The sequence below is a fragment of the Aliihoeflea sp. 40Bstr573 genome, from assembly GCF_024105655.1.
Classification (GTDB): Bacteria; Pseudomonadota; Alphaproteobacteria; order Rhizobiales; family Rhizobiaceae; genus Aliihoeflea.
In genome coordinates, this window is sequence record NZ_JAAAMH010000019.1 from 40898 (window position 1) to 53933 (window position 13036).

Annotated in this window: 13 protein-coding genes and 1 pseudogene; 8 read left to right on the forward strand and 6 right to left on the reverse strand. The window is 61.2% G+C overall.

Features of this window, described 5'->3' with window-relative positions:
* Window positions 1–20: 20 nt before the first annotated feature.
* From GTK01_RS17460 to GTK01_RS17470, 3 genes are all read right to left on the reverse strand, one after another.
* A complete protein-coding gene (locus tag GTK01_RS17460; protein ID WP_252928406.1) occupies window positions 21–1283 on the reverse strand; it encodes an FAD-binding oxidoreductase in 1263 nt (420 codons plus the stop codon).
* A gap of 16 nt (window positions 1284–1299) precedes the next feature.
* Window positions 1300–2769, reverse strand: coding sequence for an amidohydrolase (locus tag GTK01_RS17465; RefSeq protein ID WP_252928408.1), 1470 nt, complete (start codon window positions 2767–2769; stop codon window positions 1300–1302).
* Window positions 2770–2933: 164 nt separating this feature from the next.
* Complete coding sequence (locus tag GTK01_RS17470; RefSeq protein WP_252928410.1) at window positions 2934–3563, reverse strand: helix-turn-helix domain-containing protein; 630 nt, start codon at window positions 3561–3563, stop codon at window positions 2934–2936.
* Between the two features lie 73 nt (window positions 3564–3636).
* Between GTK01_RS17470 and GTK01_RS17475 the strand changes: the two genes are divergently transcribed.
* The 6 genes from GTK01_RS17475 to GTK01_RS17500 all read left to right on the forward strand — a co-directional run bounded on the left by GTK01_RS17475 (window position 3637) and on the right by GTK01_RS17500 (window position 9928).
* On the forward strand, window positions 3637–5196 hold the full coding sequence (locus GTK01_RS17475) for an ABC transporter substrate-binding protein (protein WP_252928412.1): 1560 nt from the start codon (window positions 3637–3639) through the stop codon (window positions 5194–5196).
* A 15-nt stretch (window positions 5197–5211) separates the two neighbouring features.
* Window positions 5212–6129 (forward strand): ABC transporter permease, encoded by a 918-nt coding sequence (locus GTK01_RS17480; protein WP_252928414.1) that lies wholly within the window; start codon window positions 5212–5214, stop codon window positions 6127–6129.
* Entirely contained in the window at window positions 6126–7019 is an 894-nt protein-coding gene (locus GTK01_RS17485; protein ID WP_252928416.1) for an ABC transporter permease, read from the forward strand. Before GTK01_RS17480 ends, GTK01_RS17485 begins: the two co-directional genes overlap by 4 nt.
* Entirely contained in the window at window positions 7019–8035 is a 1017-nt protein-coding gene (locus GTK01_RS17490) for an ABC transporter ATP-binding protein (protein ID WP_252928418.1), read from the forward strand. Before GTK01_RS17485 ends, GTK01_RS17490 begins: the two co-directional genes overlap by 1 nt.
* Window positions 8028–8897: an ATP-binding cassette domain-containing protein gene (locus GTK01_RS17495; protein ID WP_252928420.1), complete on the forward strand. Its 870-nt coding sequence runs from the start codon at window positions 8028–8030 to the stop codon at window positions 8895–8897. Before GTK01_RS17490 ends, GTK01_RS17495 begins: the two co-directional genes overlap by 8 nt.
* A 74-nt stretch (window positions 8898–8971) precedes the next feature.
* Window positions 8972–9928, forward strand: a complete 957-nt coding sequence (locus GTK01_RS17500; protein WP_252928422.1) for an ornithine cyclodeaminase family protein — start codon at window positions 8972–8974, stop codon at window positions 9926–9928.
* Window positions 9929–10044: 116 nt separating this feature from the next.
* On the opposite strand, the gene GTK01_RS17505 is transcribed toward GTK01_RS17500, so the two are convergent.
* Entirely contained in the window at window positions 10045–10755 is a 711-nt protein-coding gene (locus GTK01_RS17505) for an isochorismatase family protein (protein ID WP_252928424.1), read from the reverse strand.
* On the opposite strand from GTK01_RS17505, the gene GTK01_RS17510 reads away from it, so the two are divergent.
* Entirely contained in the window at window positions 10700–11779 is a 1080-nt protein-coding gene (locus tag GTK01_RS17510; protein WP_252928426.1) for a LysR family transcriptional regulator, read from the forward strand. The genes GTK01_RS17505 and GTK01_RS17510 overlap by 56 nt on opposite strands.
* Window positions 11780–12003: 224 nt before the next feature.
* Here GTK01_RS17510 and GTK01_RS17515 read toward each other — a convergent pair.
* Both GTK01_RS17515 and GTK01_RS17520 read right to left on the reverse strand, forming a co-directional pair.
* Window positions 12004–12189: pseudogene (locus GTK01_RS17515) on the reverse strand (IS3 family transposase); the annotation flags it as partial.
* A complete protein-coding gene (locus GTK01_RS17520) occupies window positions 12119–12457 on the reverse strand; it encodes a hypothetical protein (RefSeq protein ID WP_252928429.1) in 339 nt (112 codons plus the stop codon). The gene GTK01_RS17520 and the pseudogene GTK01_RS17515, both read right to left, overlap by 71 nt.
* Window positions 12458–12726: 269 nt before the next feature.
* Between GTK01_RS17520 and GTK01_RS21125 the strand changes: the two genes are divergently transcribed.
* Window positions 12727–12942: a hypothetical protein gene (locus tag GTK01_RS21125; protein ID WP_371924387.1), complete on the forward strand. Its 216-nt coding sequence runs from the start codon at window positions 12727–12729 to the stop codon at window positions 12940–12942.
* The last annotated feature ends 94 nt before the right edge of the window (window positions 12943–13036 follow it).

Sequence of the window (13036 nt, forward strand, 5' to 3'; positions counted from 1 at the left end):
GTCGTCTCCTTCTTATGCGTTCAAATGAAGCGGTCGGGTCGAAACGGGCGCGCGTCGACGGGCGGGGCAGTGTCGGTGGCAAGATCCGCCACCAGCCGGCCGGTGGTGGCAGCCAGCGTCAGCCCCAGGTGGCCGTGCCCGAACGCGAAATACGCATTGGCATGGCTCGGGGATCGGCCAATGACGGGCATCGAGTCGGGCATGGAAGGCCGAAATCCCATCCACTCCTTGCCGCCCGCATCATCGACACCGGGCAAGGCGTCCTTGCACAGGGTGACGAGCTTGCGCGCCCGGGTGAAATCCGGCAGCGCCTCGAGGCCGGCCAGTTCGACTGTCCCGCCGACCCGCAGCCCCATCGACATCGGCGTCATGACATAGCTCTGCTCTGCGACGCAGACCGGCCGCGAAAGCAGGACGCCGGGCTCGGGAAGGGTCGTGTTGTAGCCGCGCTCCGTTTCGAGCGGGACTCGGGAGCCGAGGGCCGCCGCCAGCTTCCTTGACCAGGCGCCGCCGCAGATAACGACCTCGTCGAACGCGACCGGTTCGCCCCTCGAGAGGCGGGCCGATGACGGTCGTTCGCCGGCAAAGTCAAAGCCGGTGACCTCGTCCCGCAGGAAGGCGCCGCCCCTCGCGGTGAAGTGCGAGAAGAGCCCGGTCACGATCTCGAACGGGTCGACCGTGTGCGCCCAGTCGGTAACGAAGTAGCCGCTGGCAAAACGGCTCGACAGGGCTGGCTCCAGGTCGGCGATCTGCTCGCGGTCGACCTGTTCCATGCGTACGCCATTTTCAGCGCGTAGGCGCCATTCATAGGCGCTTGCCGCGAGTGCCTTTTCGCTCGAATAGACGAAGAGCGCGCCGTTTCGACGAACGAGATGGTCCAGTGCCGCGCCCCGCAGGAGCGGATCGTAGTCGCTCCAGACACGTTTCATTAGCGTCGAGAGAGAGGCGGTAATCTCGTCGACGCGGGCGCGTCGGCCAGCCAAGATGAACCGCAACAGCCAGGGCGCCAGGTGGGGAAGGTGTCGCCAGCGGATAGCCAGCGGCCCAAGCGGATCAAGGAGCATGCCCGGGACTTTCAGCGGCAGGCCGGGCATGGAGATCGGTGTGATCTCGGCGGTGGCGAAGCAGCCGGCATTGCCGAACGATGTCGCAGTGCCGGCATCCTGCCTGTCGATCAAAGTGACCTTGCGACCACGCTCCTGCAGGGCGAGCGCGCAGGCGACGCCAACGATGCCGGCGCCAATGATGAGGGTATGCTTTGCGTTGCTGGCGGGACCGGTCATGGCAGCAGGTTCGATGTCACGAAAACACCGGCTTCGTCGTCCGGTAGAAGGGTTCTTGCAGCGGCCCGTATTTCGCCGTGAGGCCGCGATGCGTGGCGATGTCCGGACGGTGCGAGGCGGGAACCAGAGGCTCGTATTGGGTGTCGGCGATCTCCTTGCGGAAAGTGCGCTGCGCGTCCTCGACAACGGCTGGGTCGCCCATGCAGTCGATGACGGCTCCGGCGAGTACCTTCGCGCCGGCGAGCGCCCCGCGATGGGTGATCGACGTCGTCAGCGGCACGCCGCCGCTCCAGTGATGAAAGACGGTGCCCGGCACCGTTCCCGGCCACCATACTCGTCCCATGGGCACCTTCCACGAGATGTCACCGCAATCATTCGAGGCGGCGAGTGGCTCGAACCGCGGTCCTCGAAGCGGGTTGATCTCGGCATTCAGCCCGATGCTGGGCTTGCCGATCGTCTCCTGCAGCGACTTGGCGAACGCCTGCTCTTCTTCAGTCCATGCCGGCATGCCGACGATGTCCATGTTCGACTGGAGAAGCCGAGCCAGCGTTTCATTGCAACGGACGGGCCACACCGCGCTGCGGAGCCTTATCGTCAGTTCGGTGTCGGTCATCATCGCCGCACCCTGGCCGATCCGTTTGGCGCGCTCGAACACCTCCCGGACGCCGGACGCCGTCGGGTCGCGGAAGCACCACCAGGCAGATGCGCGGTTCGGAATCACATTGGGCTGCTCGCCGCCGTTCGTAATGACCCTGTGAGCGCGCATCTGCGGCTTCATGTGCTCGCGATACTGTGCGATCCCGGCATCCATCAGGACGACGGCATCGAGTGCGTCGCACCCTTCCCATGGCGAGATGCCGGCATGGGCGGACGTACCCGCGAACTCGAAATCGGCCGACAGGGCGGAAATCTGCGCCAGCCCGTACTCGGTCGAGAACTCGGCGCCGATATGGTTGTGAAAAGCGGCGTCCACGTCGTCGAAATATCCGTCACGGACAAAATAGGGGCGACTGAGCGTCAGTTCCTCGGCGGGAGCACCAAAAACCTTGAGCGTGCCTTGGACATGGCCCTCGTCCATGGCGCGCTTCACTGCAATCGCAGCAGCCACCATCACGGCGCCGTTGCCGTTGTGGCCCTCGCAATGGCCGGGAGCGCCTTCGACCATCTCCTCGCGGTGAAGGACACCGGGCCGCTGAGAATTCTGCGGGCAGGCGTCATACTCGGCATGCAGGGCTATGACCGGACCGCCTTCTCCCCGGACGGCCATGAAGCCGGTTGGAAAGCCGGAGATTCCCCTTTCCACCACGAAGCCTTCTTCTTCCAGAAGCTCCGCGAGAAGGGCGGACGACTGGTGCTCCTCGAGGCTCGGCTCGGCGAAATAAAATAATGCGTCGCTAAGCTCGCCAAGCGCCGTTGCGTTGCGATCGAGAAAATCGAAAGCCGAGGCCTTGCCGGCGCTGGTTCCGTGTAACCGGGAACGAGACATGACAGCCAGCAACCCCCAATGAAGCAGAAGCGGCCAAACTAGGCAGAATTTTTCCTTTTGTCAAATTTATTTCTTATCCGATTGTCAGGCTTGTCGCGCACGCAGATCGCAGACGCGCGGCGCGCGCCGACATTAGGATCCGTGGGGAAAGCGCTCTTACGACTTCATTCGGACAAGGGAGCGGTCACGCGGGAGCAGACCCAGATGACCTGGGCCTCCTCCTCGCTGGTGGATACCAGGGCATGTCCCATATTGCTGTCGAAATAACAGCTGTCGCCGCTCGTCAGGCTGAGCGGCTTGTACTGATCCGTATAGACGTCAACCGAGCCAGACAACACATAGACGAATTCCTCGCCTGCATGCCGAAGAAGTTCCGGAGGCGTGCCGGTCGGCCGGCCCTTGATCACGGTAATCAGCGGTATGAAATGCTTTTTGGATAAGTCGGCACACAGCATCTCATAGTCATATTGAGGAGAGTCGTGCTTCACACCCTCGCCGCGACGCGTGACGCTTCGCCGGCCCGAAGCCATGGCATTCGACTGCTGATTGAACAGTTCGGCGACATCGACCCCAAGTCCATCGGCCAGCCGCAGCAGATTCTCGTAGGACGGCGATATCTGATTATTCTCGACCTTAGAGATCGTCGACGCGGCGAGACCGGAGCGTTCGGCCACTTGCTGCATAGTTAGGGCCTGCCCCAGCCGGAGCCGACGCAAGCGCAATCCGAAGGAGCCGTCTATCTTGCCGGACTCCCGGACTGCGAGTTGTCCATGAGCGCGTCCCACTGCAGCCACTCAAAATTTCCTATTGGAAAAATAATTTCTCATATTATAGTCCTGTCACAAGACACGTCAATAGCTGTCTCGATTGCCCGCCTCGGTCCGAAAGGCGGCAACAAAGAAGGGGAATATCATGATACGCAGATTGCTCATCAGCACCCTTGTCGCAACCGCCTGCTGGGCGGGCGCGGCCAACGCCGGTAAAGACGACAACACCTTGAATGTGGCATTCACGAACGAGATCGCCACGCTCGACAACTACCAGGAATCGGGACGTGAGGGCCTCATCCTTGCGCGCCTTCTCTACGACAACCTTGTCTCCAAAAACCTTGAGACCGGCGAATTCGAGCCCGAGCTCGCCGAATCCTACGAACTGATCTCGGACGACGTCATCGAGTTCAAAATCCGCCAGGGTGTGAAATTCCATAATGGTGAGACGCTGACGGCTGACGACGTTGCCTACACGCTCAACCTCGTGTCGTCGCCGGAATACAATGCCCGATATCAGATCGCGGTCGAGTGGATCGATTCCGTGGAGAAGGTGGATGAGAACACCGTCAGGCTGAAGATGACGCATCCTTATCCGCTGGCTCTGGAGATGCTGGCGGGTAATCTGCCGATCTATCCGAAGGCCTATTACGAGGAAGCCGGCCCAAGCGGCATGGCGACCAAGCCGATCGGAAGCGGTCCTTACAAACTCGTCGAGCAGACGCAGGGCGTCCGTTTCGTGTTGGAAAAATTCGAGGATTACTTCGAGGACAGTCCCAAGGGGATGCCATCTATAGACCGCATCGTCGTGCGTATTCTCCCGGAAGCCAACACTCAGTATGCTGAACTGCTGAACGGCAGCCTCGACTGGATCTGGCGCGTGCCCCCGGACGATGCCGCGAATCTGGAGCGCCAGCCTTCACTGGAGGTCAAGAGCGCCGAGATCATGCGCTTTGCCTATATGAGCTTCAATCCGCAGTTCAATGGCGGCGACACGCCGATCGCCGATGCTCGAGTTCGCCGGGCGATCAATCATGCCATTAACCGCACCGCCATCAAGGACGCTCTCGTAGGCGGCGCCTCCCAGATCATCAACTCGGCCTGCAATCCGATCCAATTCGGCTGCGCCACAGATGTCACGGAATATGAATACGATCCGGACAAGGCGCGCGCCCTGCTTGCCGAAGCCGGATACGAGTCCGGGTTTACGATGGACCTGATGATCGCAAGCCTGCCGACCGTGCAAGCCGAGGCAATCGCGGCCGACCTTGCCCGCGTCGGTATCACGCTCAACCTGAATCCCCAGCAATACGGATCTGCCGTCACAACTTGGCGTGAGAACCGTGCTCCGCTGTTCCTCCTCAACTGGGGATCCTACGGCGTGGGCGATGTCGGTCTTAGCACGAGCCAGTTTTTTGGCGGCACGGGCGACGACGTGGTGAAGAACCCGGAACTGATCAAGATACTCCAGGAGGCTGACACCTCGATGGACCGTGATCGCCGGGCGGAACTCTACGCGGATGCACTGGAGATAATCGCCGACGAAGCCTACTGGGTGCCGCTTTGGACCTACAGCGTCTTCACCGCGCAGAATGCCGATCTCGAACTGTCGCTTCAGCCGGACGAGTTCGTGCAAATCTACAGCGCAAGCTGGAAATAGTGACGGAAGCGCCCCATGCTCCAGTACACGTTGCGTCGGTTGGCTTCGGCCGTGATACTGATGCTGTTCGTATCCTTTGTCGCCTTCGCGCTCGTGTTCACGGCGGGGGATCCCGCGGCTAGCATCGCCGGTGAAGGTGGTACGGCCGCGGACGCCGAACGCATCCGGTCCGTATACGGCTTCGACCGTCCCCTCGTTCTGCAGTACGCGTCCTGGCTCGGGCGCGTATTGCAGGGTGACCTCGGGCAGAGCATCTATTTCAACCAGCCGGTGACCTCTATCCTCATCGAACGCTTCCAGGCCACGATGCTGCTCGGCGTGCTTGCGCTTTGCTTCGCGCTGCTCCTCGCCATCCCGCTCGGCATTGCTGCCGGCCGCTGGCCGAACAGCATCGTCGATCGCGTCGCACTTCTGTTCGCGGTCGTGGGGCAGGCGATGCCGACTTTCTGGTTCGCCCTGCTTCTCATCATTCTCTTCAGCGTCACGTTCCCCATCCTGCCGACATCGGGCGGCGAGACGTGGCGGCATATGATCCTGCCGACGATTGTGCTCGGCTACTTTGCGGCACCCGCCATAATGCGGCTGACCCGATCGGGCATGATCGCGGCACTTGAAACCGACTTCATCCGCACTGCACGTGCCATGGGAATTCCTTCGTCGAAGATCCTGTCCAGCTACGCGCTCCGAAATGCGCTGTTGCCAGTGGTGAGCCTCGCAGCCGCCCAGTTCGGTTTTATGCTGGCGGGCTCCGTCGTGGTTGAGAGCGTCTTCGCCATTCACGGTGCCGGGCGGCTCGTCTGGGAAAGCATCCTGCGAAGCGATTTGCCGACAATCCAGGCACTCGTGCTGTGTTTCTCAATGTTTTACGTCGTGCTGACCCTGGTCGCCGACATCATCAACGCCTGGCTCGATCCAAGGATTCGCGACGCATGAGCGACCAAACACTTGAGTATCGCTTGGCCGATATTGCGCCGCCGCGGCGCAACTACAGGCGCTGGCTGACCCACACCGGTCTCATCCTCGGCGGAACGATCCTTGGAATCATCCTGATCATGGCGGTGCTTGCACCGTTCATCGCGCCATTCAATCCTTACGAGCAGAACCTGCTTGTCCGCATCGTCCCGCCAGTCTGGATGGACGGTGGTAGCTGGGAGCATCCGCTGGGCACCGACCATCTGGGGCGCGATTACCTCTCGCGCCTCCTCTACGGCGCGCAGGTATCCCTGCTGATTGGTGTCGGCACGGCACTGATCTCAGGCGTTATCGGAACTACGCTTGGTATTCTCGCCGGCTACTTCGGAGGCAAGGTCGACACAGTCATCACATTCATCATTACGGCCCGGCTGTCGATGCCGGTTATCCTCGTCGCTCTGGCCGTCGTGGCGCTTGCTGGATCCTCGCTGATGATTGTGATGACGGTGCTTGGTCTTCTATTGTGGGACCGCTTCGCACTGGTCATTCGAGCGGCTACGCAGCAGATTCGCAACGCGGATTTTGTGACGGCCTCGCAGGTGCAGGGCTGCTCCGTCTTCCAGACGTTGCGTTACGAGATACTGCCCAACCTCATGAACAGTCTGGTGGTGGTCGCAACGCTGGAAATGGCGCAAGCCATCGTTCTGGAAGCCGCCTTGTCGTTCCTTGGCTTGGGCGTGCCGGCACCGTTGCCTTCCTGGGGACTGATGATCGCCGAAGGAAAGTCCTTTATCCTGTTCGATCCTTGGCTGATCACGATCCCGGGAGTCCTCCTCTTCGCACTCGTACTGGGGACCAATTTGCTTGGCGACGGCCTGCGCGACGTTACCGCTCCGGAGGCCAGAAACTGATGGATTCCATGCTGCTCGATATAGAAAAGCTCAATGTCACGATCGACACGGCAGCCGGTCCGCTAAAGGCGGTGCAAAATGTCAGTCTGCGCGTCGCCAAGGGCGAAACCTTCTGCATCGTCGGCGAGTCTGGTTGCGGCAAGTCGATAACGGCGCTGTCCCTGATGGGCCTCATGCCGAAGCGCGCCAAGCGTCGCGCGGAGCGAATGATGTTCGACGGAACCGACATGACGACCCTTGGAGAGAGTGGCATGCGCCGTCTGCGCGGCAACCGCATCTCGATGATCTTCCAGGAGCCGATGACGTCCCTGAACCCGGTCTTCACCATCGGTCAGCAGCTTACCGACGTGATGCGCGCTCATAGCCGCGTGTCTCTGGCCGAAGCCAGGGAACGCGCGGCGTTTCTCCTCAATAAGGTGGGGATCACCAACGCCAGAGAACGTCTGGGGCAGTTTCCGCACGAGCTTTCCGGCGGATTGCGGCAGCGCGTGATGATCGCAATGGCACTGATGTGCAGCCCTGATCTTATGATCGCCGACGAGCCGACGACGGCATTGGACGTTACCATCCAGGCCGAGTTGCTGAGACTGTTGCGCGACCTGCAACAGGAGTTTGAGATGGGGCTCGTGCTCATCACGCACGATCTGGGCATAGTGTCTCGCATCGCTGACAGAATTGCCGTCATGTATGCGGGTCAGATAGTGGAAGATGGCACCGCCGACGAGATCTTCGGCAATCCCCTGCATCCCTACACGCAGGGCCTCATCGCCTGCATTCCCAGCCCGGACCATCCACGGATGCAGCACCTGCCTTCGATTCCCGGCACCGTGCCACCGCTGATAGGCGGCCTGAAAGGCTGCCACTTTAGGGAACGCTGCCCCTATGCGATGCCCTCATGCATGGAAGAGATCGAACTGAAAGGGCACGAGGCGGCTCACCGCTATCGGTGTATCCTGCCGGCGCAAACGAGCGCGGCGCACGCGAAAATGGCTCAGGGAGAACAAGTCCATGCCTGAAGTCGTTCTCAACGTCTCCAACATTTCCCATTTCTATCGCGCGGCAAGCGGGTTCTGGGGACGCAGGAGCGTGCGCGCCCTCGACGACGTCTCGCTCAAGATTCACCGTGGGGAGATCGTCGGCATCGTCGGTGAATCCGGCTCCGGAAAGACGACGATATCGAAAATTATGATGGGGCTACTGACGCCGACATCGGGTACGGTCGAACTCGACGGCAGGTCGATTTCGGAGCAGTCGCGCCGCGATATCGCACGTCGCATCCAGTTCGTCTTCCAGGATCCATACGCCTCCCTGAATCCGCGCCAATCCATCGGCCGCATCATCAGCCAGCCGCTCAAGGTCCACGGCATCGGTACCTCGGTGGAGCAAGCGAAGGCGGCGCGCGAGGCGCTCGACGTGGTGGGGCTCTCCAGCCGCATCTTCGACGCCTATCCAAACCAGCTTTCGGGAGGGCAGCGCCAGCGTGTCGCGATCGCTCGCGCGCTGATTCTCAAACCTGATATCCTGATCTGCGACGAGCCGACTTCGGCTCTCGACGTATCGGTCCAGTCGCAGGTTCTCAATCTGCTTCTCGACCTGCGCAAAGAGTTCGACCTGACCTATGTCATGGTCAGTCACAACCTGTCGGTGATTGAGCACATGGCAAGCCGGGTAGCAGTCATGTATCTTGGCCGGATCGTCGAACTGAACGTTTCCGAGGCGATATTCTCCGCTCCTGTTCATCCTTACACGAAGCTTCTGCTCGATTCGGCCATGACGGTCGCGCCCGGAGCCGGAATACCGGATATGCGGATCACGGAAGAGCTGCGCGAGAACTTGCGCCAACATCCGCCAGCAATCACATCCTTCACGCCGGCGTAGCGGCAGCGCATTCTCCCCGTGGCCATTCACATACCGCGCCACGGTACCCTACCCATTGCTGACTGGAGTTGACGATGAAATTGCTGAGCGGTGCCGAGGTGCGAGACCTGCTCGACTGGCCCTCCGTGATCGAGGCACTTGAGGAGATTTTCAGGACCGGGTGCGTTACGCCAGTCCGACATCACCATAATGTCCACGTTTCCAGCGAACCCGATGCGACGATGCTGCTGATGCCGGCGTGGACGTCGGAGTTCCTCGGAGTAAAAATCGCGAACGTCTTTCCCGGTAACGGCCGACGGGACCTGCCGGCCGTGATGGCGACGTACCTCCTGAGCTCCGCGAAAACCGGTCTGCCGCTGGCCCTCGTGGACGGTGGGGAACTGACGGCGCGGCGCACCGCCGGCGCCTCGGCGCTCGCAGCGAAATATCTCGCGCGTCAGGATGCAAAACGCCTGCTGCTGGTAGGAACCGGCAGGGTCGCCGCCAACCTGGCGCATGCCCATTCGGCTGTCCGGCCGATCGAGAATATCCGCGTGTGGGGCCGCAGCCTGACCAATGCTGAAAAGCTCGCCGCTACATTGCGCAATGAAGGACTTTCCGCGACTGCCGTGGATGATCTCGCCGGTGAAGTAGCGGCCGCCGACATCGTTAGCTGCGCGACACTCAGCACGTCTCCGCTGGTCCGGGGCGAGTGGCTTCGTGAGGGGGTCCATCTCGACCTCGTCGGGGGCTTCACGCCGGGGATGCGCGAGGCGGACGACGAGGCAATCAGGCGCGCATCACTGTTCGTCGATACGCGCGCGGGTGCAACGGTCGAGGCCGGCGACGTCGTGGCACCGCTGCAATCGGGCGTTCTGGCGCACGAGGATATCCGGGCTGAGTTGAGCGACTTCGCCCATGGCCGCCACCTCGGCCGCTTGGCCGATACCGAGATCACGCTCTTCAAGTCGGTCGGCGCGTCGCTTGAGGATTTGGCAGCCGCGATCCTTGCCTACAGGCGGGCTGAGGAACGGGAGAAGGACGCGGCCTGACGCTGCGGAGCATTGCCTCCTTTCCTGAGCTTGCGCATGCTTGCTCGATATCCACAGCGGAACGTCGCGCGACCCGGCAGGGTGCGCGACGTTCCGCTGTCGGCGGGAGCCGTCGATCAGGCGTTCCTGCCGACCGTTTCCAGATAGGTGACGCATTCGTCGGTAGAACAGACGTCGCCGAACTTCGCGTCGATGTCGAACAGGTTCCAGGCGACGGCTCCGGGTATGCGGTCGCCAATCGCTTCCCTTACGGCGATCGGCCGGAAACCATCCGCCAAGCCATCGCAGATCGTCTGGCGCACACAACAGCACGCGGTGACGCCGGTTACTAGGATCGTATCGATGTCGTTGGCGCGCAGGATGCCGGCGAGTTCGGTGCCGTGGAAAGCCGACGCCCGCTTCTTCATCAACGTGTATTCGCCCTGCCTGGGAGCGATGCGGCTGTCGATCGCCCATAGTTCGGGCTTCGAAAGGTCGAGAACGCTGGCCGGAATCTTGGCGTTCCAGATGCCCATGTCGGTGAATGTTGCGTTCTCGTCAACAATCTCGAAGGCGGTCGTCACATGGATCACCGGATGTCCATGGGCGCGGCAGGCCTCGAGAAGGCGCTGCATGGCCGGGATGATCTCGTTGTCCATCTTCTCTTGGTCGCAGGTGAACGGATTTCCGGGGCGCGTCCAGGCATTGGCAAGGTCCACGCTGATCAGAGCGGGGCGCTTCCCGAATCCGAGGCGGCGCTGAAAGCCCCGCTCGCGATAAAGGCTGGCGGCGATGTCGAACGCCTCGCTCAGTTTGCGGTCGACTTCCTTGGAGTTCAGGTCGGTCATCGTCAGTTCTCCATGTTTTTTGACAGGATTTATGCGCAGCCGCCGGGCCGTCTTCCGGAAATATTCGCAAAGACGCGAGGCATGGAGAATTGACATCTCGACATGGATTGATGTGATTCAGGCATCAATTGAATTTGCGAGCGCATCCATGCCCAACGCCGCTGGACTTGATGTCGTCCACACCTTCCTCGTGCTGGCGGAGGAACTTAATTTCCGCAACTGCGCATCGCGCCTGAACATCGACCAGTCGGCGGTCACGCGGCGCATCCAGAAACTGGAGCATGCGCTCTCGGTGCGGCTGCTCGATCGCACAACGAGATATGTCCGGCTGACGGCAGCCGGCAGCGCATTTTACAGGGACAACATCCATCTGGTCGGCGAGTACGACGAATCCGTTCGCCGCGCGCGGCGCATCGCACAGGGCAAGTCTGGATCGATCAGTGTCGGTTACATGACCTTCGCCGGGGCGGAAACCGTTCCCGCGCATGTGGCGCGATTCCGAGCGGCGCGGCCAGACGTTCACGTCACGCTGGCCTATATGCGCAGCGCGGCCCAGAAACAGGCACTGGCGAATGGCGAGATCGATCTCGGCTACATGCTGGGCCGATTCGAGCATCCCGATTTCCGCACGCGGGCGCTGAAACCGGAAAGGCTGTTCCTTGTGGCGCGCCCCGACAATCCCCTGATGAGGATGGACGCTCCCGCGTTGTCTGATATTGCCGAAGCACGGCTGGTAACCGGAGATCAAGCGGAATGGGGAGACTACAACCTCTATCTCGACGAGTTGTTCGGCGGAGAGGGCCTAGCGGTGGAGCGGGCCTTCGAGACCGCCAACATACAGGCGCAGTTCGGCCTGATCCGCGGCGGCCTCGGTGTCGGCATCTATCCCGAAGGACTGGCACTTTCAGCACCACGAGATCTTCATGCTCGGCCAGTTGACAATCCACGTTTCGTTGTGTTCCAGACGATCGCTTGGAAAAGCAGGGCCCCCAGCGTCTTTGTCACGGAATTCGTCGCCGACTAGCCAAGGCGGGAGGGTGCGCTGCCTGGTCGCAGATAAGGGCTACGATGCCAACGCGCTGCGCAGGCGTCTAAATGCTAAAGGTGCCGAGGCCGTCATTCCTGAGCGCGAACCGGAAGATTCCTATCGACTACGATTAGGTCCGCTACAAGGGCCGTTGGCGCATCGAGGCCGCCTCCTGCAGACTTAAGGACTTCTGGTCTGCTGCCGGTTTTTCGGACTCCAGGTTAAGCTAGCATAGCTTTGTCCTCGAACTCGACGGGGCTCATATAGCCCAGTGTCGAGTGCCGTCGCCGGGGATTGTAGAAGCGCTCGCTGTAGTCGAACACATCGGCCCTGGCGTCATCCCTCGTCCTGTAGACCTTGCGGGCTGTCCGCTCGGTTTTCAGCGACGAGAAGAAGCTCTCCGTTGCAGTGGCCGAGTGGTGAGTTTTCGACGGCACCGGCCTCAAGCGTGCGCAAAGCCATGCGCAAAGCTCCGGCAATCTGCGCTACCGGATTGTCGCCTGGAAACAGGAGATCAGGTTCGAAGTGGGGGGCGCCAATCCGAGCGAGATACGCGTCGTGCGTCTTGCGGTCTAAATCGAAGGGCGCTTCGGAATCGACACCACTCATATTTTGCACCGTTGCCAATTTGTCGAACTCGACTCGCGCGATCGACGCCAGCCGATCGGCGTACATACGGGCGCGCTGTTTGGGTATCGGTCCCAGACTGATCCGGACGGGTCGCGATCCGCGCCCGCCGCCGATCTCCTTGGGCAGCTTAATCTGAAAAAGGGTAGCTCCTTCCAGACTGGACGAGATAGGGCCCCGCGCCGCGGCGCTTGACGGCCTTCTGCGACGCGGCGGACTGCGCGTCATTTTGTGATACCCGCGACGATACCCCGTGCGATACCCGATTTTCTTCCATCGTGCCGAACCCTTCGAATGGGGTCGGATCGGGGCGGGCCGTGGATTTTGCAGAAGTACTCAAGCCAATCTGGCTGTCCAAGCCAGAGACGGCGTCGCGTGTGCGGCAACGCTGCGACAGTGTAATGAAGTGGTGTGCCGCTCACGATTATGTCGTGGCTAGTCCTGTAGGTGTGGTCACGAAACTGCTTGCAAAGCAGCCGGGCAAGCGTGAACGGGTTGCGTGTTCGGGATCAGCGCCTATGGCACAGAGTTGAGGGTGTGATTTAAGGAGTGTTCGGTTCTCGTCGAAGACGAAGGAACGAACATGAATACGAAGACGACTGGCGGCAAACGCTCCGCCGAGCATTT

Bases quoted from the DNA above. Each gene is read 5' to 3' on its own strand.
- GTK01_RS17460 (WP_252928406.1), bottom strand. From the start codon at position 1,283: ATGACCGGTCCCGCCAGCAACGCAAAGCATACCCTCATCATTGGCGCC.
- GTK01_RS17485 (WP_252928416.1), top strand. From the start codon at position 6,126: ATGAGCGACCAAACACTTGAGTATCGCTTGGCCGATATTGCGCCGCCG.
- GTK01_RS17520 (WP_252928429.1), bottom strand. From the start codon at position 12,457: ATGTACGCCGATCGGCTGGCGTCGATCGCGCGAGTCGAGTTCGACAAA.
- GTK01_RS17510 (WP_252928426.1), top strand. From the start codon at position 10,700: ATGTCGAACGCCTCGCTCAGTTTGCGGTCGACTTCCTTGGAGTTCAGG.
- GTK01_RS17500 (WP_252928422.1), top strand. From the start codon at position 8,972: ATGAAATTGCTGAGCGGTGCCGAGGTGCGAGACCTGCTCGACTGGCCC.
- GTK01_RS17495 (WP_252928420.1), top strand. From the start codon at position 8,028: ATGCCTGAAGTCGTTCTCAACGTCTCCAACATTTCCCATTTCTATCGC.
- GTK01_RS17490 (WP_252928418.1), top strand. From the start codon at position 7,019: ATGGATTCCATGCTGCTCGATATAGAAAAGCTCAATGTCACGATCGAC.
- GTK01_RS17465 (WP_252928408.1), bottom strand. From the start codon at position 2,769: ATGTCTCGTTCCCGGTTACACGGAACCAGCGCCGGCAAGGCCTCGGCT.
- GTK01_RS17480 (WP_252928414.1), top strand. From the start codon at position 5,212: ATGCTCCAGTACACGTTGCGTCGGTTGGCTTCGGCCGTGATACTGATG.
- GTK01_RS17505 (WP_252928424.1), bottom strand. From the start codon at position 10,755: ATGACCGACCTGAACTCCAAGGAAGTCGACCGCAAACTGAGCGAGGCG.